The organism is Paenibacillus ihbetae, from assembly GCF_002741055.1.
Taxonomy (GTDB): domain Bacteria; phylum Bacillota; class Bacilli; order Paenibacillales; family Paenibacillaceae; genus Paenibacillus_AQ; species Paenibacillus_AQ ihbetae.
On the sequence record NZ_CP016809.1, the window covers coordinates 4,168,903 to 4,191,771 of the forward strand.

Consider the following 22,869-nt stretch of genomic DNA (forward strand, 5'->3'; position numbering starts at 1 on the left):
TCTGGGCCGGCACCCCGCCTTCGTAGTGTTCTTTAACCGCGGCGATCCGAGGTGAAACAAGGCCGAGTTGGCGGCGTCCGGCGGAGAACGACGAAGCGTTCGCAGCTTGTTTCGCAGGCTAGGGGAAAGGGTAACTATTGCGTAACCAAAACGAACATACGGGAAGGAGAGGTCGTACACCATGCTAACCCAAATCAGTGTTGCGGTAATAGCCGTTGCTTTTGCGGTGTTGGTCGTTTATCTGATCAAAACATTGAAGGCAGCGACCCAGTCGCTCGAAAAGGTAACCCAAACCCTTCAGGAGGTTCAGAAGACGATAGACGAATTGAGCTATGAGGTTAAACAAACGATCCGCAACACCAATGATATAACGGTCGATGTTCAGCACAAGATGAAGCAGATCGATCCGGTCATGGACACCGTAAGGAATCTTGGAGAAGCGCTCAGCGAGGTAACCTATGCGGTCAAGCAGGTATCGGCCGGCATGGTCAGCCGATTCAAGCAGGCCCGACTTGAGAAGAAGCAGCCGGTGGAAGCCAAGCGGCCGAAGGCTCTGACGCCGGAAGAACGTACGTTTCAATCCTATGACGCGGTATACCATCAGCAGGAGGAAAGCAAGCCGTCCAAGAGCCGCAATTGGCTCGCTTATGTAGATACTGCGATCGGGCTGTGGAACAGCTTCCGCCGCCAAAAAGCAAGATAAGCGGGCGTTGTCAAGGATGCCGTCTTACGTAAACCGTTAAGCGGAATAAAGGAGGAGATCGCATGTGGAAGGTCATCGTGTTGGCAGCGGGACTTTTGATGTACATGGGGGGTGAAGCGGGAAGTCCTGCGTACACGGCAGGCATGTCCCCGGGGATCGTTCATGCCGCAGAAGCCGGGCAGGCCCACAGCAGCGAGAGCTCTCCGCAAAGCTACGGATCGTTAAACGGCATAACCTTGACGGATCGCAAGCAGGACGTTATACGGAAGCTGGGAACGCCAGTCGAGGTCAAGCGTGATGCCATCAGCGGAGTTACCGAGTTTCATTATAAGGATATGGAAGTCGGGCTTCGTCGGGGCTTGACCGAGTACGTTCATGTGAAGCCGTCGGCCCAAAGTTTCCGGGTTGAGGACCGTTCGGTTGGCATGACTTCGGCAAAGATCCGGAAGACGCTGGGCAAGCCGTACTTTAAAGCGGAGGACGGCGATGTGTATTTGAAAGATGGTTATGCGCTGAAGGTCTTTAAGAATCGTGAAACCGGACAAATTACAGGTGTTGATTTATTTTTCGATTATCTGGAGTAAAAGGTGTTTCAAAGCAGCGTGAAATGGTTAATAACCATTGGACTATAACCTATTATCCAGGATAATTATCAAATAGGGGAGGTTTTCATTATGGCATCAACGAATACGAAGTCTTATGCGAAAGTCGTGGAGAACGGGACGCTGGCCGTTCAGGAGGTTCAAAATCTGAGGCAGTCCGGTTATGATAACAATCACATCTATGTACTGGCCCATGATGCGAATCATACGGACCGGATTGCTGACGTATCGGATGCCAGCACGGTAGGTTTGAAGGAAGAAGGGGTAATCGATGCGGTGGCGAATTTCTTCCGCTCGCGCGGCGATGAACTGCGTGCCAAAATCGTATCCCTGGGATTTACGGAGGCGGAGGCGGCTTTCTATGAGAAGCAACTGGATCTTGGCAAAGTGCTTGTTGTTGCCAAAAGAGACAATTGACCTAAGCAGAAGCGGTGTCTGTGTTGATCTTGCGGAAAGGCACAAGTATAGCGGGTCAAAGCATAGATAAGGAATGGGACTTTGAGAGGTCTCATTCCTTATCTGTGTTTTGCTAGAATGCGATATGCAATCCGCTAACACGTGGAAATATCATGGTTAAGTGCCTTTTTCTTAGATGAGAGATTAGGATATTTCGTATAGTATACTAGTAGTAAAAGATATCTTTCGTATCAGAGCAGCGTTGAAGGAGAGGACAATGAGAATATTAATCGTGGACGACAATCCGACTAACGTCATCATTATTCGAGAGATTTTGAAGAAAGAGCAGTACCGGGACACGGTATCTGCTTCTTCAGCGCTTGAAATGTTCGAACATTTGGGTCTGGAGGATCAAGGAAGGAGCAAGTGTCCCCGCAGGGCCGGGATTGATCTGATTCTGCTGGACATGATGATGCCGGAAATGGACGGCATCGAAGCATGCCGTATTGTGCAGCAATATGATCATCTGAAAGATATACCTATAATTATGGTTACCGCCGTCGGCGATTCGAAGAAGCTTGCCGAGGCTTTGGACGCCGGGGCCGTGGATTACGTGACGAAGCCGATCAACAAGGTGGAGCTTATGGCGCGGATTCGCCTCGCGCTTCGGCTGAAGCACGAGAAGGATTGGCATATTGAGAGAGAACAGACGGTCCAGGAGGAACTAAAGCTGGCGGCGAAGGTGCAGAATGCGGTATTAAGCTCTCCGATTGAAGATGATTTGCTGGAAATTCACGCTCTATACCAGCCGTCGGCGGAGCTCGCCGGTGATTTATACGCATGGTATCCGCTCGGCGACGGACGTTATGGTGTCATTCTGCTGGATATGATGGGACACGGGATCACTTCGTCCCTATTTTGCATGTTCATCGCTTCAGTCCTCAAGGATACGGTAACGACCTATGTTGAACCCGAGAAGGTCATTCAGGAATTGAACCGCAGGTTCAACCAGCTGCATATCGAGGATCAATTGATCCAGTACTACTTTACGGCCATCTATCTGGTCGTTGATACCCGCTTAAAGCGGGTGGACTATGTAAATGCGGGGCATCCGCCCGCACTCTTCTTCGGGGAAGACGGAAGCGTACAGACCCTGGATCAAGGCTGCTGTCCGGTCGGGCTGTTCGACCGGATCGACGAGATGGAGCCAAGGAGCCTGCATTACGAGGGCGACGGCCATTTGGTGTTGTACACGGACGGGATATTGGAACAGGTTCCTGGAGGGCACGAAGAGAAGCTGAATGATCTGATGCAGCATTTGAGCGGTGCCCATCACTGGAGAGAAGAGGAAGTCAGGGAGCGTTATTTCGTCGATGACCCGTCCCAGGAACGCGAGGATGATAAATGTTTGGTCTGGATCACGCTTAGAGAGAGGGAGAGAACAGATTCATGAAACTGAGAAGCAAGTTGATTATCGGCTTTTCTACCTTGCTTGCCCTAATGCTCGTTCTTACTTTGATCGGTTATGACCGGGTCAGTTATATGAAGAGCCAAATGGATACGTTATATAATGAACGCTATGAGAAGGTGTGGACCTCCAGCTCTCTACGCGGAGAAGTCAATGACATGGCCCGTGTGCTTACAAATATGATTATGAGCAATGATCAGGAGACCTTTCCGGTATCCCGGCAGCAGATCGAGACGATGACGGACGAAGCGCTTGAATATTTTAAATCCATCCGCGAAACCGTCAATACCGCCGAGGAGCAGCAGCTGTTGGTCCGGATTGAAAAATCGATCAACGACTATATCGTCTATCAGAATAAAACGCTGGACCTGCTCTCGAAAGGAAACGCATCAGAGGCGAACGCACTCCGAAACTCCACGGGGCAAACCGTGCAGGAGGCGGCTCTATCGAGCTTGAACGAGCTGAACGGCTATCAAAACATGAAGATCTCTGACGATATTGCCGCCGCCCGGGCTGCCTACAACCGTTCCGTCCAAATCTTCATCTATATCATGGCAGGCGGGCTGTTGATCGGGCTTCTTGTCATCGCCTGGATCCTCCCAAGCATTACCCGCGGCATTAATGTCGTATCCATGATGCTGAAGAGCTTCGGGGAAGGCCGGCTGAAGGCAATCCGCCGCATCAAGGTTACGTCGAAGGATGAGTTTGGGGATGTTGCACGCGTATTCAAAGAACTGTCTGACGATATCCTGGAGAAGCAGCGGATCGAACAGTCCTATTTGGAGGCACAGCGCGATCAATCCTGGATTAACTCGAATATGGCCAAAATGACGGAGCTGCTGCAGGGCGTCCATTCGCTCGAAGAGGTTGGGCAGCGTTTCATCAGTGAATTTACGCCGGTTCTCGGAGCCCACTTCGGTGCAATATATATCCGCCAGGAAGACAAGCATCCCAACCGGCTGGAAATGAAGGGCTCCTACGCGTATGAGGGAGGCGGAGAGCCCAAGGATGCGTTCATGATCGGAGAAGGGCTTGTCGGCCAGGCGGCGCTGGATAAGAAGCCGATCCTGCTGAACAGCCCGCCTGACCGTTACATGAACATTCAATCGGCCTGGGGCGCCGCGAAACCTAGCTCTATTATGATATACCCGCTGATGTTCGAAGGTGAGGTGCTGGGGGTTGTGGAGCTGGCATCCTTCGAAGAGAGAACGGCGCTGCAGGAGCAGCTGATGTCCCAGCTTAGCGAGTCCCTCGGCATTATTCTGAATAATATTATGGGTCGTCTTCGGGTTGAACAGCTGCTTCGCGAATCCCAGGCGATGACCGAAGAGCTCCAGGTCCAATCCGAGGAGCTTCAGACCCAGCAAGAAGAGCTTCGCCGCTCCAACGAAAATCTGGAGGAGCAGGCGCAGGCGCTCAAGCGTTCGGAGGATCTGCTGCAGCGTCAGCAGGAAGAGCTCGAGCATTACAATACCGAGCTTGTAGCGAAGACGCGTGCGCTTGAAGAGCAAGTCCAGCGGGTTGAAGAGAAGAATTACGAAATCGAGAAGGCGCGGGAGCAGCTGGAGAAGCAGGCGCAGCAGCTTGCTACGACAACGAAATACAAGTCCGAGTTCATGGCGAACATGTCCCATGAGCTTCGAACGCCGCTGAACAGCTTGCTGATCCTCTCCCAGCTTCTGACCGAAAACAAGGAAGGAAACTTAAGCGATAAGCAGATCGAATACGCCCAGACGATCTATATGTCCGGCTCCGATCTGCTTAAGATGATCGATGAAATTTTGGACCTGTCCAAAGTCGATGCCGGAAAGATGGAGATCAACTACGAGGAGGTTCAGCTGCCGGAGATCGAAACCTTCGTGGAGCAGAACTTTGCAGCGGTTGCAGCCCGTAAGGAAATAGATCTTTATGTACGCTTCGGAGAAGGGACGCCGGAATCCATCGTAACCGACGGGCACCGGCTGAAGCAGATTTTACGCAATCTCTTGTCGAATGCATTTAAGTTTACGACGAGCGGCTCCGTGGAGCTGAAGGTGGAGCTGGCGGATAAAGACGAGCTGCCTCCAAACCTGATTGCGGATACCGACTATATCGCCTTCTCCGTGCAGGATACCGGCATCGGTATTCCGGCCGACAAGCAGGACATGATCTTCGAAGCGTTCCAGCAGGTCGATGGCACGACAAGCCGCAAATATGGCGGAACCGGCCTGGGACTGTCGATTAGCCGGGAGCTCTCACGGCTTCTTGGAGGCGGCATTGTGGTGGAATCGGCCGAGGGTCAAGGAAGCTGCTTTACGCTGTTCCTGCCGACCCGTCTTCCTGAGGCAATTTCCCGGGGCAAGGAGGAGGCGGCGCCGTCAATGGAGGCTGCTCCGACCGATCTGGTTATGCCGAAGGCCAAGCTAGTGGCCAAAACGGTAAACCCTGCGGTCCAAATAGAGGATGACCGTACAAATATTGGACCGACCGATAAGGTGCTCCTCATTATTGAGGATGATATCAAGTTTGCGAATATTTTGCTGGACATGGCCAGGGGCCGCGGCTTCAAAGGCTTGGTTGCCTTGCAGGGCGACATCGGCCTGCAGATGGCCAAGTCCTATAAGCCGGATGCCATCATCCTTGACATCCAGCTTCCGGTCATCGACGGATGGTCTGTCCTTGGCGAACTGAAAAGCTCGGCTGAAACCCGCCATATTCCGGTGCATGTCATTTCGGTTGTGGATGAAGTGAAGCAGGGGCTCATGATGGGCGCCATCGCTTATCTGAAGAAGCCATCGTCCCGCGAAGCGCTCGAGAATGCATTTACGCATATCGAATCGTACACGGAGAAATCGATGAAGCATCTGCTGATCGTTGAGGACAACGACGTTCAGCGCAATTCGATCATTGAGCTGATCGGCCACGATGACGTGTCCATCACGGCTGTATCCACGGGAGCCGAGGCGCTGATCGAGCTGCGCAAGAAGCGGTATGACTGCATGGTGCTGGATTTGATGCTGACGGATATGACAGGCTTTGAGCTGCTGGATCAAATTCGTGACGATGAGGATCTGACGGATCTCCCGATCATTATATACACCGGTAAGGATCTGGATTCTAAGGAAGAACTGCAGCTCCGGAAATACGCAGAATCGATTATTATCAAGGATGTGAAGTCGCCGGAACGGCTTCTGGACGAAACGACGCTGTTCCTGCACCGGGTAGAGGCGGATTTGCCGGAGGACAAGCGGAAAATATTGCAGAAGCTTCATAATAAGGAGGAGCTGTTTGAAGGCAAGAAAATTCTGCTTGTGGATGATGATATCCGGAATGTTTTTGCCCTCTCCAGCGTGCTTGAGGGATACAACATGGACGTGACGTTTGCCGAGAACGGGCGCGAAGCGATCGAGCTGCTTCAGCAGAATCCGGATTACGATCTGGTCTTGATGGATATGATGATGCCGGAGATGGATGGCTACGAAGCGATGCGCCGTCTGCGGGAAATGCCGGAATTCGAGAAGCTTCCGATTATCGCCCTGACCGCTAAAGCGATGAAGGAGGATCGGGCGAAATGCATTGAGGCGGGAGCGTCCGATTATATGAAGAAGCCGATTCAAACCGAACAGCTTCTGTCATTGATGCGGGTTTGGCTGTATTCGTAAACGGGTAATGACAAATAGATATAAAGCTGGAGTTCAAAAAGCCGGTTTTCCGGCACTTTGAACAGCCTCTATAAACATTTGGAAAGCGGTGCAGAGGGTAATGTCATCTAAAGACCATACTGAATCAGAAATATGGAGAGAAGATAACGGCAAGGAGCTGGAGCAGATTGAGATCGAGCTGCTGCTGGAAGGCATCCATCGCTTCTACGGATACGACTTCCGCAACTATGCCATACCCTCCCTCCGCCGGAGAATTTGGCATCATGTCCATGCGGAGGGCGTACAGACCATATCGGCGCTCCAAAATAAAGTGCTTCATGACCGCGAGTGCTTCCAGCGGTTGGTATATAATCTTTCGATTCCGGTAACGGAAATGTTCCGGGACCCGAGTTTGTTTCTGACGTTCAGGCAAAAAGTCGTTCCGCTGCTTCGCACGTATCCGTACATCCGGATATGGCATGCGGGCTGCTCGACGGGCGAGGAAGTTTACTCGATGGCCATCCTTCTTCATGAAGAAGGGCTGTTCGAGAAGTCGCGGATCTATGCGACGGACATGAATTCCCGCTCTCTCCAGCAGGCCAAGGAAGGCGTGTTTGACATTAGACGGATGAAACAGTATACAAAGAACTATATGGAGGCGGGCGGAACCCGCTCGTTCTCCGAATATTATACAGCGAAATACAATTCGGTCATTTTTCAACCTTTCCTGAAGAAGAACATGATTTTTGCCGAGCATAATCTGGCGACGGATCGCTCCTTCAATGAATTCAATGTGATCTTTTGCCGGAATGTCATGATCTACTTCAATGATGATCTGCGAAATCATGTGCACGGACTCTTTCATGAAAGCCTGAGCCATTTCGGAATTCTGGTTCTCGGGGCTAAGGAGTCCATTCACTTTACGGATTATAGCGATTCGTACGAGGCGCTGGATCGCGTCGAAAAAATTTACCGGAAGATTAATTAGAAAGCTTGTAGGAGGATTCCATGGGGTTTCACGAACCGATTCATATATTGCTGGTAGATGACCGTCCTGAAAACCTGCTTGCTCTTGAGGCTGTTCTGGACAGTGAGCAGTACACGCTGGTTAAAGCAACCTCTGGGGAAGAGGCTTTGAGGTACTTGTTGAAGTATGACTTTGCCGTTATTGTGCTGGATGTCCAAATGCCGGGCATGGACGGGATCGAAACCGCAAGACTGATTAAGGCGAGAGACAAGACGAAGGATATCCCGATCATATTCATTTCGGCTAACAGCAAAGAAGCGGAGCATTTGTTTGCCGGTTATTCCGCCGGCGCCATCGACTATATGGTGAAGCCGTTCATCCCTCAAATCTTGAAATCGAAGATCGAGGGCTTTGTCGATATGTATCAGACGAACAAGCGGCTGAAGATTCAATCGATGCAGCTGCATCAGAAGACGCAGGAGCTTGAGAAAATCAATCAGGAGCTGATCAAGGCCAAGGAAGAGGCTGAGATTGCGGCTAAAGCCAAGACGGAATTTCTGGCCATGATGAGCCATGAAATCCGCACCCCGATGAACGGTGTCATCGGCATGATCGATTTGCTGATGGACACCGAGCTGGAGGAGGAGCAGCGCGAATATGCAACGATTATCAGAAAAAGCGCTGATTCGCTGGTTGCCATCATTAACGATATTCTCGATTTCTCCAAAATGGAATCCGGCAAGATGGAGCTGGAGGAGTATCCGTTTGATCTTCATTCCTGCGTGCAGGAAGTGTTTGGCCTGTTCTCCGGGGAAGCGGCTAAGAAAAGTCTGGAGCTTTCCTTTTATATCGAAGAGTCCATTCCGAGAATGGTCTTTGGCGATATGGGACGGCTGCGTCAAGTCCTGATCAATCTCGTCTCCAATGCCGTGAAGTTCACGAATGAAGGCGGCGTCTATCTGGTCGTGTCGCTTGCCCAGGCTGATGGGGACCGGTTGACGCTGCAGTTTACGTTGAAGGATACGGGAATCGGGATTTCCGCCGAGAAGATGGATCGCTTATTCAAACCGTTCTCCCAGCTGGATTCCTCGATGACCCGCAGATACGGCGGCACCGGACTGGGGCTGGCCATCTGCAAATCGCTGGTCCAAATGATGGGCGGCCACATCGTGGTGGAATCCAAGGAGGAGCAAGGGGCCACCTTTGTATTTACCATATGTGTCCGTGCTCATGAGGAAGATAACCACCGTCTGCGGGAAGAGCATCAAAGCTCCAAGTATAGAGTGCGCGGAATAAATCAACCCAGGATCATGATCGTGGACGACCATCCGATTAATCGGAAGCTGATGGACAGCATTCTCGGCAAGATGGGCCTCCGTGCAGATATGGCCGAGAACGGTAAGCAGGCTGTCGACCTCGCGGCCAACTCCAGGACCTCCTACGACTTGATCTTTATGGATCTACAAATGCCCGTCATGGACGGACTTGAAGCAGCCCGTCAGATCCGGAGTTTAAGTTCTGAAGAGGACCGTCCGGTGCTTGTGGCCATGACTGCGAATGTCATGGATGGAATCCAGAAGCGCTGTCAGGAGGCAGGGATGGACGAGTACCTCAGCAAGCCGGTTAAATTCAGCTGCGTGGAGCAGCTCTTGTCCCGTTATATTCCTTGGGAACCGGAGGAACAGGGAGTTCAGGCTTCCTCGGTACGGATTAGTAACGCATAGGACTTGCCGGGGGGAAGAGGGAAATTGGATGTTCCCCAAAAATTGGATTCCGATCATTTGCTGCATTCTGATTCAACAAGCAAGATAACGGGTTATGAAAAGAGAAAACAAATTTCGGGAGAGAGTGTCTATGAATACTAAAACGAATGATAAGTTCAATGCTAAGACTCATATGAATGAAGGTGTATGCACGGTTTTTTTGAGCGGTGAACTTGATTTATCCGTCGCTCCTGATTTTCGGTTGGTCATGGAACCCCTTGTCGGTAACTCTGAAATAGACTTGATCGTCAACATGAAGGAAATGACATATATCGATAGTACAGGGATAGGTATTCTTCTATCGATCCTGAAAGCGAGACACGGCATGCAGGCCCGTTTTGCGGTTGAGGAAGTTCCGCCTCAGATTCAGAAGTTGTTTGACATGACGGGTATTGCGAAGTTCTTTCAGACATAGAAGTATTCCCAAAGGAAAGGATCGAAAGAGATGAATTCAGATGTACAAACAGTAACGCTCCGTTTGCCGGCTAATGCAGAGTATGTGGATATCGTCAGGTTGAACTTGTACGGGATTGCTTCGAAGATGGGGTTCTCGTACGAGGAGATTGAAGATATGAAGGTCGCAGTGTCCGAGGCATGCAACAATTCCGTATTGTATGCGTACGGACAGGAAGGCGGCATGGTTGAGGTGCAATTTCTAGTGGCCAATGAGTCGTTATCCATTACGGTCAGAGACGAAGGGGAGAGCTTTGACAGTGTGGGGACGGTTGCCAGCCCGACCCTCCATGATAAGGATCTCAGCGAGGTCCAGGTCGGAGGACTCGGTTTCTATCTGATGGAGGCGCTGATGGATGAGGTGAGCGTAACGAACGAGACAGGGAAGGGAACTGAGGTTACGCTGATGAAGCGCCTTGCAAGAAGTGAGGAACGGGTATGAATGATAAGGCGACTCCCCCAGAGTCCAGAGATGAAGCCGTAGATTTAATACGGGAATATCAGCAGACGAAGGATAACGACGTCGCAACCGTGCTGATACAAAAATATGAGCCGATGGTTAAAATGGCCGCAGGGAAGATAGCTAGAAATCGTCCCGATCTGTATGAGGATTTGTACCAAGTGGGTCAAATGGCTTTGATTCGCTTGCTTCAACAGTATGATATCAGCTTAGGGATCCCATTCGAACCCTATGCCATGAAGAGCATGATCGGGCATATGAAGAATTTCCTCCGCGACAAATCTTGGTATATTCAAGTGCCGCGGCGAATCAAGGAGAAGGGGGCCTTGGTGCAGCAAGCCATTGATGAATTAATGGTGAAGCTCGAGAGATCCCCTGATGTAAAGGAAATTGCGGATTACTTGGATTTATCGGTTGAAGAAACCGTTGAAGTGCTGGCCGGACGCGAATGCTATCATTACGTATCATTGGATTCTCCTTTGTCCCAGGAAGAGACGGGGGCCACGCTTGGCGAGTTAATCAGTTCGGATGTGAATGATTTCGATTCCGTAGAGAAGCGCATGGATCTTCAACAGGCGATGAGCCAATTGAAGGAACAGGAACAGAAGGTGCTGCTGTTGGCATTTCAGGAGGGGCAGTCCCAGCGGGCTATTGCCCAGCGGCTGGGGGTATCGCAGATGAGCGTTTCCCGAATCCAGAAACGCGCAACGGAAAAACTGAAACAAATCATGTCGAGCAATTCCTACTGATATGGACAAGCCTCGGGATGATAGAAGCGGAACGAAAGGCACATAAGGCATGCTTTCCCCTTTATGAGGATAAGCGTGCCTTTTTTGGAATTAATAAAGATATAGGACTTAGGAGGAGGTGGGAGATGATGCTAAGACCGGATCAAAGCGATGGCCGCGATGTATACGCACTTGCAGGAGGATGGACGTGGTTTGATATCCGGACGAATGACTGGCTGTCTCCGTGGATCGGAGAGCTCCGGACGCAGTATCCCTATACGGGGGAGTGGTTTGATCTTGCATCGTCTTTGGAGGGACGGAATTATTTGTCGGTCCGTTTTAAGGGCGGGGTGGAGCCTGTTCTTATGGGTTCCATGCTCTACCATGTTACCGAAGGGGCCCCGCAGGTCAGCCGTTCGGAGCAGTTTTATTTTTATGTGGAAGACGGAGTTCTGATCACCATTAATTTGGATGACTATACCCGCAATGCCTTGGCTGAGAAGGACAGGAGAGCAATGCTTCATCAATGCGAACGGCCGATCGATGGATTCTGTGTCTTGGCCCGAGCCATTTTGCATTACTTCCATGAGGGGATGGATCGCTTTGAAAGGAATCTCCGCCTCGTTGAACAAGACATGCAGCAGCGCAATCGGCGATCGCTTTTGGACCGGATTTTGACGGCCCGGTTTGAGCTGCTGGACTGGAATAACTTGTTCATTCCGTTTCAAGAGCTGATTGCGGCGATCAAGGAAGGATATCATGACAGCCTTGACGGCAGCCCATTCTTTCAGCAGCTCCGTCACCGGGTGGAGAGGCTGGAGCAGCTGTTCCGTCATTATGAACGCGAAATCGACACGCTGGTTTCGATCGATGATGCAGTGTCAAGCTTCCGGGGCAATGAAATCATGAAGACGCTCACCATTTTTACGGTCGTGTTTATGCCGCCTACCGTGATTGGAGCGATATGGGGGATGAACTTTGAAAATCTTCCGACGATTAAAACGTCATGGGGCTTTACGGCGATCATTCTGGTTACCCTGATCTGGATGGCGGGCATTTACTTGTGGATGCGGAACAAGGGATGGACAGGGGATCTGCTTCGGGTGAAGTCCAGAGATAAAAATATATAGGCTTCTTCATAACGAGACGAACGAAAAAAGGTCCCTTCCTAGGGCTTGCAGCCGACCCTAGGAAGGGACCTTTCGCTGTATGGTTGCATGAGTCAAGGGATAAAGGTTCCGGTAAACGCGTTTTACCTCGCCTTCTCGACGTAGCCTTGCAGGTCCGCTATAAAATCGCCGATCATGGGCACGTTGACGAAGAAGCTGAGAATGTAACCGAGGAGACCAAGGACAAGCGCAGTGCCTAAGGTTAAGCCGAGCCCTCGGGCAAGCCCCGCCGTCAGATTGGCGACGATGCGTTTCTTGGGGTTCATGTAATTGTCGATCATGTCCTTCATCTCGGACTTTTCCAGAGTCTCCGCGATTTTATCGAGCCGCGAGTTCAGCTTCTTCACCTCATGCCGAAGCTCAAAAGGATGCTCCTGCACGTCTGCAGGGACGCTAGCCTTCTGTTCTTCCTCCTTCGTCCGCGGTTCGTAGCGCGGCCTCCGCTCGCTTCGCTGCCGAGGAGGGCCGGCGAAACGTGGCCCGCTATCATACGGATTTGCTTTGCTCATGGATTCTCCCCCTTTCATGATGGGACATTAATGAAGTGTTCTTTCTGCCGAAAGCTTAACGACTGGAACAACAATGGCCAGCTTTAGTCAGCTGGCCATGAAGCGACCTATAATCGGCCGTATGTGGAGACTTAGTAATTCGTCGTTTGTTTCAAGTCGCGGTTGACGTCGGAAGAGGTTTCCATCGCCTTATCCTTCACGTCTTGAGAGGCCTTGGATACCTCATCGGTTACGTCCGCAGACGCCTCCTTGATGCTGGACATCACGCTGTTTCGCCCTTCGTTGACTGTCGCCATGACTTCCGAGGCTTTGCTGCCCACGGTCTTGGCCAGCTCTGTTGCTTTATCGCTTACCGAGCTGCACACCTCTTTGGTTTTGTCAGTCACAACACTCAGCTTCTCGGAGAGATCCCCGCGAAGCTCGCGTCCTGGCTTAGGGGCGAACAGCAGCGCTGCAGCAGCGCCTACCAACGCTCCGATAAATACGCCTTTGAAAAATGGGGAGCCGCTTTGACCTTGGTATTCTTGTTCTGTGTGATTCATAACATTCACTCCTTTAAGTTAATATAATGTGGAATATGAATACGAGACTTTAGGCTGTGCGTCGTTTGAACAATTTGGCAACGAGGCCGAGCAGGAACACGAAGATGGCGGTTCCGATAATAGCGGGGACGATCGCAAATCCGCCAATGATCGGGCCCCAGGCTCCAAAGAGCCACGGTCCGACCCAGGCGCCGATAAAACCGGCGATCATGGATCCGACAATGCCGCCCGGCATTTCATGACCAACCAGCGCATCTCCGATAATCCCGATGATAATTGCCATGACGATGCTAATAATAATCCCCCACATAAAATCGCCTCCTTTTCAGAGCAATGACTTTCGAGTGGGCTTGCTTATCTCGTATTTAAACGGGAGCTCTGACCATGAAACAAGAACAAGAACAATCGACAATGAATTTAATGTCCGCCCGTTGTGGAATTTTGGCGCATGCCATTTGCGGATATTTGTCTTATACTGAATACAGATTGGCAAAGATTCAGGTTCCATGTCGGCCCGCGCTGTCAACATGACTCGAAGCCTGATTAGATAGGAATGCGCTGTATAAGCCGTATAAGGAATATAGAAGGAGTTCATGCTCATGGAAAATGTATTGGTTCAAGAATACCGGGCGGATATGGTGGAGTGCGCCCACAATGGACATATATGTATTGTTAATGAAGAAGGCGCGATACAGGCCTATACGGGCGACCCGGGCTTTGTCGCATTTACCCGTTCTTCCGCGAAGCCGCTCCAAGCGATACCTGCTATCCGGGATGGAATGGCGGAGTTCTACGGATTATCGGATGAAGAAATTGCAATCATGGTCGCCTCGCACCGGGGGGAGCCGCGTCATGTTGAAGTGCTTGAGCAGTTCGCGCGCAGGGTGAAACTTCATGAAGATCTGATGGTTTGCGCCCCCAGTTGGCCCCTTGATGATCGGAGCAAAGAAGTCCTTCTGCGCACGGGCGGAGAACGGAGCCGGTGGTATCACAACTGCTCCGGCAAGCACTATGGCATGCTCGCTTACTGCCAAATGGCCGGCCTGCCTTTAAACGGCTATGACCAGCCGGATCACCCGCTGCAGCAGGAGATCATAAGAACGATTGCCGACCTCACCGGGCTTGCCCAAGGCGACATTCGAATTGGAACCGATGGGTGCGGTCTGCCGGTGTTTGCCATGCCGCTGCAGGCGCTGGCGACGGCTTACATGAAGCTGGCATGTCCTGACCGGATCAAGGACGAGGCGACAAGAGAGGCGGTGCTTACCATAACGTCCGCGATGAACACATCCCCGTTCATGGTAGCCGGCAGCGGCAAGGTGGACACGGTTCTTCTGGAGGACAGCAATATTGTGGCGAAGGGTGGCTTTAAAGGGGTGTACTGCTTCGGCCTAAAAAAGGAAAGACTCGGGGTAGCCTTTAAAATCCTGGACGGCTCGGAGGAGGAATGGGGCTGGATTGCCCAGTCCATCCTGGAGCAGATCGGTTATGCCAATAAAGCGACCATTTCGCGCTTGGCGCAAGCATTTCCGACCGGCATTATGAACGACAGCGGCCGCACGGTCGGCAGAGCGGAGACGGTCTTCAAGCTGGCCCACGGTCCTAGTCCGAACTGATTAGATCAATTTCCGCCGGGGTATTGATTAGTAAAACGGCGGAGGTGAACCGAGCATGATCAAAATCATGACGGCTGCGGAAAGACATACAACCCATCATAACGGAATACACGGTGAATTCAGCTTTTCCTTCGGAGATTACGTAGATCCGCATAATGAGCATTTCGGGAGCTTGCTGGCTCATAATGAATATAAGCTGGGGCCGCTGGAGGGCTTCGACCGAAGATTTCACCATGACCTGGTCATCGCTTATGTCGTGCTGGAGGGAACGCTGACGTATGAGGATGATACGGGCAGACTTACAGAATTGAAGCCGGGGACCGTACATGTTGTAAATACGGGATCCGGCGTATATCATGCCGAGAGAAACAGCTCTCCCTCTTCGGATGTATCGTATTTGGAGATGTGGTTCCTGCCGGCCGAGCCGGGCCTTTCATCCAGTTATCATGAAGGTGCGTTTGCAGAACAGCCGCAGAATCCGCTGTCTCCGATCCATATAACGGGAAGCGGGGAGGGCAGCCTGCCAATGTCATTGGATGTAAAGATGTACAGCGGCAGGCTGGAGACCGGACATGAACTGACGTGTCCATCCAAGGATCGAAGGATCCACGTATATGCCATTAGCGGACATGTCGAAATCACGACGGAGGAAGGGGTATTCGACCTAACTTCAGGAGATACGGCTCGAATTCAGAAATGCGACAAGATCAAATTCCGCGGGAATGCGAGTGAAGGCTTCTCGGAAATGATGATTATTGATATGCCGTAGGGAGAAGCCCAATAAGCCCCCGGTGCTCGAAGGTGAGCATCGGGGGCTTTGGCATGGTCTATGGTTTATTCCCTGCAGAAACGTCAAAGCCAAGAATGGATCAGGTAAGGCCAAGGTGCAAAGGTGCTGGCAAGAACGCTTGGATCAAGGCCGGAAAGGCCATTACTTGCCCCTAAGGCGGCCCAGCTCCGAGACGACTGCCTCGACTTCCGAGATGCTGAGGTTATGTTTGTTAATGACCATTTCATATAAGTCATAAATATCGTCGTATTGGCTTGCGGAGAATGCGGAGGCCTGCATAGCGGCCGCACTGGCCATGCGGAGCTTCGATTTGATCTGCTCGATCATATACTCGACGTTGGCTTGCGTCTTTTCATTCAAATCCATGGTTAACACCTTCCTCTCAGGTGGATTACACAATTCATCCCTGTATTGTAACACGGCCCCGCGGGAACGACCAATAGTTTTGCCAAGACCGAGGAGGATAGGGTAAAATCAGGGAAAACCTATTGCTCCATTCCGATTTTCGGCTCCCATGGAATCCATGGGCTAGATATTGATGAGGAGGTCCGTCATGAGCGATCAAGCAGGCAAGCTCCCGATGGCACAGACTGCAAGAGTCAGGATGTCGGGCCAGGAGCTGGGGCCATTTTTTCGGGAAATTTCCAAACGGCATGACGCTGAAGATGTTGTGTTCTTATGTATTGGAACCGATCGTTCGACGGGGGATGCACTGGGACCGTTAACCGGAAGCCGACTTCTGGAATACGGCTTCCCGCTTGTGGTCGGAACGCTGCAGGAGCCCTGTGATGCCGGGAACCTGGAAACCCGGCTGAACGAGATTCCGGAAGGAAAGATCATGATCGCCGTCGACGCTTGCCTGGGCCAGCCTTCTTCCGTAGGCTATTTCTACACGATGGAGGGTCCGCTTACGCCGGCCGCCTCCGTGGGCGGCAAGCTGCCTGCCGTCGGCCAGTATAGCGTTGCAGCCGTCGTCAACGTCCACGGCCCGAAGCCCTATTGGACGCTCCAGGTAACATCCTTGTATCAAGTCATGCAGATGGCGGAGCAAATCGCGTCTCAAGCCGCCTCGGCCTTTGGCCTTAGGGCGTGAGACATCTCGTTTCAGTCCGGGCTTTTTGGTTTAATTATATTGCATTCTTTATAAAATTTGGGTGTCCGGCTAACGGCATCCGCTGGATAGAAAGAAGGGTATCGCTATGGAAAAAGTACAATGCAACGGCACCACGATTTGTTATGTCGATCAGGGACAAGGGGAGCCGATCATCCTCCTCCACGGATTTTGCGGAAGCTCTGCCTACTGGGAGCAGCTTCTGCCGCACCTTCCCGGATATAGACTCATTGTACCGGATCTCCGGGGACATGGCCGTTCCGATGCGCCGATGGGATCGTACACCATCGAGCAGATGGCGGATGATGTTCAGCTTCTGATGGATGAGCTGGATATTCCGAAGGCTGTACTGCTCGGTCATTCGCTCGGGGGCTATATTACGCTCTCGTTCGCCCAGCGTTACGCTTCTCGACTTCACGGCTTCGGCTTGATCCATTCGACCGGTTATCCGGATTCGGAGGAAGCGAAGGAGAAACGGGTAAAGGCCGTCAGTACGATACAAGGCGAGGGCATCACCTCCTTCGTGGATGGTCTAGTGCCGGGCTTGTTTGCGCCGGACACCGCGAGCTCCAAGCCGGAGTGTATCCAGCGGGCGAAGGAAATCGGGTATTTGACGCCTCCGCAAGGCGCAATCGGCGCTGCTTTGGCAATGCGGGAGCGTCCCGACCGCCGGGATGTGCTCTCTGCTTCGACGCTGCCGATTTTGCTGGTAGCAGGAGAGAGGGATGCCTTAATCCCGCCGGAACGCAGCTTTACGACAGACCATGACAATGTGACGCAGGTCGTTATTGAAGGGGCAGGCCATATGAGCATGATGGAGGCGCCGGAGAAGCTCGCCGAAGCGATCCTTGCTTATATGAAGTCGCTGCATGCGGAAAGTGAATGAGCGCTATAATCGAATAGATGCATACGAATGAGCGCTATAATCGAATAGATGCATACGAATGAGCGGATATTCCCGAACAGGGGTATCCGCTTTGTTCTGGCCGCTGGCTTTCTGATTCCGAATAGCCTACAATTTAAACGTCAGCAATACACGGTAGATTAGCCATTACCCATGTCAGGGATAATAAGAGGAGGCAAGCTCATGTTACGGAGAGATTATCTTATGCGAATGGTAGAGGATATGACCCAAATGATTGCCAAAGTATTTGCCCTGAAGCAGGAGCGCAAGCATACCGAGGCTTTATGGGAGCTCGACGACATGCTCCGGCGCCAATTCCGGCTGAATTCCAAGCTGCTGCGTTCACTGTCGGCCTCCGATATCGAGCAGTTGTTTTACAATCACGGTTACTTGGAAGCAGACAGGCTTCAAGGGGCTGCCAGGCTGCTTGAAGAAGAGGCGGAGATCGAGCAGGAGCTGGGCCGTGAGGATGAGGCTGTTCATCTCTCCACCAAAGTGCTTCAGCTGTATTTGAAATCCGCATTGAACGGAGCCGATCCCGGATTATTCGATTTGCCGGGGAGAATCCGGAGCGTAAAGGAACGGCTCCGCGCGTACGAGCTGCCCGCTCGGCTGGTTCGTGACGATATGGCCTATGCCGAGCAGGAGGGACGCTACGCGGATGCGGAGAATCTGCTTTATCAGCTTCTGCAAAGCGGCGGGATTGATGCCGATGAAGCGATCCGCTTCTATCATCGGCTTCTGCTGAAGCCTGCGGAGGAGCTGGAGAGAGGACAGCTCCCGCTTGCGGAGGTTCATGAGGGCATGGAGGAGCTGAGCCGGCGATTCCTGCCGGGGAAGCAGGAAGAACTGTCCGGCCGGGAGTAGCCGGTCTATCTAATAAGGAAAGTGAGATGTACCCTTTGGAAGCTTTAAGAAAATTGATTCATAACATCATGGAGCAGTCTGCGTTAATTACAGCGACACTGAGTCAGCTTCGCAAACGGGAAGGCATGACCTACAGCAAGGTGACGGTCAAGCCGGTCGAGCTCAAGAGCAAGCTTCATTACCAGTTTGCCTACTATTCGGGCACCAAGGTGACGCACCAGAATGTGCCGACGGAGGAAGCGGAGGCCGTCCTGATCGATATGTTCGAGAATGTCTTCCGCCAGGCGATGATTTACACCCCGGAAGCCGATTATCAGGTTCTGATCTCGAAAAAATACAAGGTGTCGATTCTGACAAAGTCCCCGACCAAGTCGTCTGTGGACATGTCCCATAACCGCAAGAAATCGTACATCCTTGAAGAAGGCGAGCCGGTTCCGTTTCTGGTAGAGCTCGGCATCATGAACGAGGACGGGAAGGTATTCGCACGCAGGTACGATAAATTCAGACAGATTAACCGCTTCCTGGAGATGGTAGAGGATGTCCTCCCCCATTTGCCGGAAGATCGTCCGCTGACGATCGTGGATTTCGGATGCGGCAAATCGTATCTGACGTTCGCGCTGTATCACTATTTGGCGGTAAAGGCGCGCAGAACGCTGAATATTGTCGGATTGGATCTAAAGGCGGATGTGATCGAACACTGCAGTATGCTGGCGAAAAAGCTGAATTACAGCCAGCTGCGTTTTCTTGTCGGCGACATTGCGGAATATGACGAATTGGAGCAGGTCGATATGGTCGTCACCCTGCATGCTTGCGACACCGCCACCGATGCTGCCCTGGAAAAAGCCGTGCGTTGGGGCGCTTCGGTCATTCTGTCGGTGCCTTGCTGTCAGCACGAGCTGTTTGCCCAAATCAACAGTCCGGTGATGGAGCCGCTCTTGTCGCACGGCATTCTGAAGGAACGCTTCTCGGCGCTGGCCACGGACGCCATCCGGGCGAAGCTGCTGGACCTGATGGGATACAAGACGCAGCTGCTGGAGTTTATCGATATGGAGCATACGCCGAAAAATATTCTGATCCGCGCGGTCAGCGGCTCTGCCGGAGAGCGGGATAAGCTGTGGCGGGAATATACCGCTTTTCGCGATTTTCTGAAGGCAGATCCTTATTTGGAGCGGGCCTGCAGGGATTTGCTGCCGGATCAACCATCGATTTAACGTTCATAAGAAGGGTGACAGGAGCGGGAGTGTCCGCTTTTGTCGCCCTTTTGTTATGCCCTCACGCGTCGAACCCCTATGATGCTAACCATATCAAGTGGGCGGGATTTCGCTTCAAATTGCATCCGGAGCGGCAAATGACAGCAGCATCTACACGCTGTAGATATCGTTCGTTCCTGCAAGAATATCCTCCGCCGGCCATGTCCACACTTGCTAATAGACCTTGAATATTGGCAAAATCCGCCGTTAATCATGGTGGATAGGTTCTAATCCTTAAGAGGAAGAAGCGATCAGGGCGTGGGCGGACGAGAAAGGAGGCGGCACGAATGGGACTGAGGGGTTCATGGTATGGCGGCCTGCTGCTGACGGTGCTGCTGCTTACAGCCTGCAGCGAAACCGGATGGTTCTTTGATTCGGATCTTTATTTGGCGGCTGCAGGCTGGGCGGGTCTTCTCTTATTGCTGTTCGTTCTAAGAAGGAACAGCGGCTTCCAGCGCTTCTCTTACCACCGGGCTGCTCTTCCCGTAAAACCGACCAATCCTTACCGTGCAATTGCAGCGACAGGTATCGGAGGAATTCTTGCGATCTATGTGCAACATGCTCTTCGCGGACCCGCCAGCATGGAAGGAACGTTGAAGGAGCTCGTGCTGTGGGGGCTTTACGGTTCGTTTGCGGCGGCAGCCTGGGAAGTTAGCAGGACAGCGAAAGGCAGGTTGTCCTTAAGGCTTGGCTGGCATCTCCTCGGTGCGGTGTTGTGCGGCAGCGCGCTGCTTCACGTCTATGGCGTGCTGGATCTGCCGTACGGCATCTATCATACGGCAGATCCCGCCATAAGCGCGACGGGCGCGAGGCTCGGCGGCCTGCTGCAGTACCCGAACACGTTCGGGGCCTTGATGGCCGCCTTCCTGCTTGAGCGCCTGTTCGCGCTGGCGCCCGCGCTGCAGGCACGGCCGGGCGCCCTCCGCACAGCGGCTGCGCTGCTGCCGCTGTTGCCCTACACCGCCGCGCTGCTCCTCACGGAGTCGCGCGGCGCCTGGCTCGCGGCCGCTCTGGCGTGCGCGGCCGGGCTTGCCCTTGAGCGGCGGCGGATTGCGCCGCTCCTTATTGCCGCCGCCGCGCCTTTGGCGAGCGCGGCGCTTGTGTACCGCCAGCTGGCCGATGCCAAGCTGGCGCCCGCGGTGCTGCCCGGCCTGCTGTGGCTGGCCGGGCTTTGGGCCGGCGGCGTCCTCGCCGGCCTGCTGCTGTGCCGCTTGCGGCACAGCGGGGGCCTCCGGCGGCGCGTGCTGGCGCCGGCGGCCCTGGTTGCTGCGGCGGCGGGATATGCCGCAGCGGGGGTTGCGATCCTGCACCAGGTGCAGGATCGGGCGCTTGGCGGCGCGGCTACGCTTAGCGCCCGCCGCCTGATCTACAGCGACGCGTGGCAGCTGGCCAAGTCGTCGCTGTGGCTGGGACAAGGGGGGGAGACGTGGCGGCATGTTTACCGCGCCGTACAGTCCCAGCCTTACGTCGGGGGCGAGGTGCACAGCGGATATCTCGACATGCTGCTCAATACGGGCATTATCGGCCTGCTGCTCGTATGTGCTTTGCTCCTTGCATTAATTGCTGGGATCGCCAAGGCATGTCCGAGGCTGCTGCCGCCGTTTCTCGTTCTGACGCTGCATGCAGCCATCGATTTTGATTGGAGCTATCCCTTGGTCTGGCTGCTTATGCTATGGCTGCCGGCAATGGGAACAGGAATGGCTCCTCCGGCGGATTGGACAATGAGGCAAGAAGGAGGCGTGAATGCTTTTGGACGGGAAGCTTCTATCCCAAAACGTTCCCAGCCCGTTGGTGGGCTGCGTCCTCTTCCAATTGATGCGCCCGGTGTATGGATGCGTACTCCACCTCAGCGTTTGAGCAAGTGGCAATGGATTTCGCCCCAGCGTTTAGGGAAGTTGTGCTGGATGTCATCCCCGCTGCTGTCCGATTTGCAGGACCCGAGAATGTTCTGGCGATCCCGTATGCTGCACTGGATCTCGTCCGGTAAGCCGACCGTACGGTACTACCGGCATCAACGAACCGACTCTCCAAAGGAGGGCTTCCGGCGTTACTTCCCGGGCACTCAGCTTAAGCTTTCCTGTATGCTGCGCCGAATGATTCCCCCACGGCTGCCTGCCCAATGGCATCGTCTCCCGCTTCTCCTTGGGTTCCTATGCTGGGCGGTCTTAACCGCTTCACTCGGCATGAGTGAGATGAAGCTTCGATTCGCGGCTTCAGCGGGGGAGGCGGAGCGACGCGAGCTGCTGCAAGCTGCCTTGTCGTGGAATCCCGCAAACAGCGCGGCAGCGGTGGGCTTGTCCGAGCTGCTTCCACCAGAGCAGCAAATGATTTTGCTAGAGGGAAGCCTGCGTTATGCGCCTCAGCATGCAGGCTTAAGCTGGAGGCTCGCGGAAGCCCATGCGTTGGCAGGTCGTGCCGATACGGCTGCCTTCTGGTACCGCAAAAGCCTTGAGCTGGATCGTTATAGTTCCGACAAGCAGACGCGGGCGGTGCTGGCGCTAACCTCGCTTGCCGTGAAACAAAGCGCTGCCGGGGATGTCTCCGGAGCCGGGCGCTCCGCTTCGGCGGCGATGGATATGCTGCAGAGCTACCGTTGGCTCGCCGAAGCGGTTCATGCATCACCCGGCGTCCGGAACGACCGGCGATTTCATTTGACGGCCCAAGCGCAGCGGCAGGCCGCCTTTTTAGCGGGTTGGATCGGGCGCGGGAAGCAGTGACAGCTTTAGGTCGCTCCGGCGCCGTCCCCAAGCACCCGCCAATGCCCTAACATTAGCTGCTCGCTTAGGGGCTTACGCTACGCACCATGACATGCTCAACGCATAGAGCATCCTCTATGCACCGAGGTGGCATGCGTCTCGCACCGGGGCATGCTCAACGCACTGAGATCTACGACCGAGGCATGCTTACGCATGAGGCGTGCGTGTACACGAGGCGTGCTTTAGCACAACATA

Annotated in this window: 22 protein-coding genes; 18 read left to right on the forward strand and 4 right to left on the reverse strand. The window is 53.2% G+C overall.

Going from position 1 to position 22,869, the window contains the following annotated elements; genetic code table 11:
• The first annotated feature begins 181 nt into the window (after positions 1 to 181).
• The 11 genes from BBD41_RS18450 to BBD41_RS18500 all read left to right on the forward strand — a co-directional run bounded on the left by BBD41_RS18450 (position 182) and on the right by BBD41_RS18500 (position 12,290).
• Complete coding sequence (locus BBD41_RS18450; RefSeq protein ID WP_099478418.1) at positions 182 to 703, forward strand: DUF948 domain-containing protein; 522 nt, start codon at positions 182 to 184, stop codon at positions 701 to 703.
• A 62-nt stretch (positions 704 to 765) separates the two neighbouring features.
• A complete protein-coding gene (locus BBD41_RS18455) occupies positions 766 to 1,287 on the forward strand; it encodes a hypothetical protein (RefSeq protein ID WP_099478419.1) in 522 nt (173 codons plus the stop codon).
• A gap of 90 nt (positions 1,288 to 1,377) precedes the next feature.
• Complete coding sequence (locus BBD41_RS18460) at positions 1,378 to 1,722, forward strand: YflT domain-containing protein (protein WP_099478420.1); 345 nt, start codon at positions 1,378 to 1,380, stop codon at positions 1,720 to 1,722.
• Between the two features lie 256 nt (positions 1,723 to 1,978).
• Entirely contained in the window at positions 1,979 to 3,154 is a 1,176-nt protein-coding gene (locus BBD41_RS18465; RefSeq protein WP_077568167.1) for a PP2C family protein-serine/threonine phosphatase, read from the forward strand.
• A complete protein-coding gene (locus BBD41_RS18470; protein WP_099478421.1) occupies positions 3,151 to 6,810 on the forward strand; it encodes a response regulator in 3,660 nt (1,219 codons plus the stop codon). Before BBD41_RS18465 ends, BBD41_RS18470 begins: the two co-directional genes overlap by 4 nt.
• Positions 6,811 to 6,910: 100 nt before the next feature.
• Positions 6,911 to 7,777, forward strand: coding sequence for a CheR family methyltransferase (locus BBD41_RS18475; protein ID WP_077568165.1), 867 nt, complete (start codon positions 6,911 to 6,913; stop codon positions 7,775 to 7,777).
• Positions 7,778 to 7,797: 20 nt separating this feature from the next.
• Positions 7,798 to 9,480 (forward strand): response regulator, encoded by a 1,683-nt coding sequence (locus BBD41_RS18480; protein ID WP_077568164.1) that lies wholly within the window; start codon positions 7,798 to 7,800, stop codon positions 9,478 to 9,480.
• A gap of 130 nt (positions 9,481 to 9,610) precedes the next feature.
• Positions 9,611 to 9,934, forward strand: a complete 324-nt coding sequence (locus BBD41_RS18485; RefSeq protein ID WP_077568163.1) for an STAS domain-containing protein — start codon at positions 9,611 to 9,613, stop codon at positions 9,932 to 9,934.
• Between the two features lie 30 nt (positions 9,935 to 9,964).
• Positions 9,965 to 10,414 carry an anti-sigma B factor RsbW gene (rsbW, locus tag BBD41_RS18490; RefSeq protein WP_077568162.1) on the forward strand — a complete coding sequence of 150 codons (450 nt, stop codon included), beginning with the start codon at positions 9,965 to 9,967 and terminating at the stop codon, positions 10,412 to 10,414.
• Positions 10,411 to 11,181 (forward strand): sigma-70 family RNA polymerase sigma factor, encoded by a 771-nt coding sequence (locus BBD41_RS18495; RefSeq protein ID WP_077568161.1) that lies wholly within the window; start codon positions 10,411 to 10,413, stop codon positions 11,179 to 11,181. Before rsbW ends, BBD41_RS18495 begins: the two co-directional genes overlap by 4 nt.
• Before the next feature lie 128 nt (positions 11,182 to 11,309).
• Positions 11,310 to 12,290, forward strand: coding sequence for a magnesium transporter CorA family protein (locus BBD41_RS18500; protein ID WP_077569102.1), 981 nt, complete (start codon positions 11,310 to 11,312; stop codon positions 12,288 to 12,290).
• A gap of 122 nt (positions 12,291 to 12,412) precedes the next feature.
• On the opposite strand, the gene BBD41_RS18505 is transcribed toward BBD41_RS18500, so the two are convergent.
• The 3 genes from BBD41_RS18505 to BBD41_RS18515 all read right to left on the reverse strand — a co-directional run bounded on the left by BBD41_RS18505 (position 12,413) and on the right by BBD41_RS18515 (position 13,690).
• Positions 12,413 to 12,838: a DUF5665 domain-containing protein gene (locus tag BBD41_RS18505; RefSeq protein WP_077568160.1), complete on the reverse strand. Its 426-nt coding sequence runs from the start codon at positions 12,836 to 12,838 to the stop codon at positions 12,413 to 12,415.
• A gap of 131 nt (positions 12,839 to 12,969) precedes the next feature.
• Positions 12,970 to 13,380 carry a YtxH domain-containing protein gene (locus tag BBD41_RS18510; protein WP_077568159.1) on the reverse strand — a complete coding sequence of 137 codons (411 nt, stop codon included), beginning with the start codon at positions 13,378 to 13,380 and terminating at the stop codon, positions 12,970 to 12,972.
• Between the two features lie 49 nt (positions 13,381 to 13,429).
• Complete coding sequence (locus BBD41_RS18515) at positions 13,430 to 13,690, reverse strand: GlsB/YeaQ/YmgE family stress response membrane protein (protein WP_077568158.1); 261 nt, start codon at positions 13,688 to 13,690, stop codon at positions 13,430 to 13,432.
• 289 nt (positions 13,691 to 13,979) lie between these two features.
• Here BBD41_RS18515 and BBD41_RS18520 point away from each other — a divergent pair, with 289 nt between their 5' ends.
• Entirely contained in the window at positions 13,980 to 14,996 is a 1,017-nt protein-coding gene (locus tag BBD41_RS18520) for an asparaginase (RefSeq protein WP_099478422.1), read from the forward strand.
• 55 nt (positions 14,997 to 15,051) lie between these two features.
• Positions 15,052 to 15,765, forward strand: a complete 714-nt coding sequence (locus BBD41_RS18525) for a pirin family protein (RefSeq protein WP_099478423.1) — start codon at positions 15,052 to 15,054, stop codon at positions 15,763 to 15,765.
• A gap of 162 nt (positions 15,766 to 15,927) precedes the next feature.
• Here the strand turns inward: BBD41_RS18525 and BBD41_RS18530 are convergent, their stop codons facing one another.
• Positions 15,928 to 16,152 carry a DUF1128 family protein gene (locus BBD41_RS18530; RefSeq protein ID WP_077568155.1) on the reverse strand — a complete coding sequence of 75 codons (225 nt, stop codon included), beginning with the start codon at positions 16,150 to 16,152 and terminating at the stop codon, positions 15,928 to 15,930.
• Between the two features lie 187 nt (positions 16,153 to 16,339).
• Here BBD41_RS18530 and yyaC point away from each other — a divergent pair, with 187 nt between their 5' ends.
• The 5 genes from yyaC (at position 16,340) to BBD41_RS18555 (ending at position 22,635) form a co-directional block, all read left to right on the forward strand.
• Complete coding sequence (gene yyaC / locus BBD41_RS18535; protein WP_077568154.1) at positions 16,340 to 16,879, forward strand: spore protease YyaC; 540 nt, start codon at positions 16,340 to 16,342, stop codon at positions 16,877 to 16,879.
• Between the two features lie 106 nt (positions 16,880 to 16,985).
• Complete coding sequence (locus BBD41_RS18540) at positions 16,986 to 17,783, forward strand: alpha/beta fold hydrolase (protein ID WP_077568153.1); 798 nt, start codon at positions 16,986 to 16,988, stop codon at positions 17,781 to 17,783.
• A gap of 201 nt (positions 17,784 to 17,984) precedes the next feature.
• Positions 17,985 to 18,668, forward strand: coding sequence for a DUF6483 family protein (locus BBD41_RS18545; RefSeq protein WP_077568152.1), 684 nt, complete (start codon positions 17,985 to 17,987; stop codon positions 18,666 to 18,668).
• A gap of 26 nt (positions 18,669 to 18,694) precedes the next feature.
• Positions 18,695 to 19,879, forward strand: coding sequence for a class I SAM-dependent methyltransferase (locus tag BBD41_RS18550; RefSeq protein ID WP_077568151.1), 1,185 nt, complete (start codon positions 18,695 to 18,697; stop codon positions 19,877 to 19,879).
• A 326-nt stretch (positions 19,880 to 20,205) separates the two neighbouring features.
• Entirely contained in the window at positions 20,206 to 22,635 is a 2,430-nt protein-coding gene (locus tag BBD41_RS18555) for an O-antigen ligase family protein (RefSeq protein ID WP_077568150.1), read from the forward strand.
• Positions 22,636 to 22,869 lie beyond the last annotated feature (234 nt).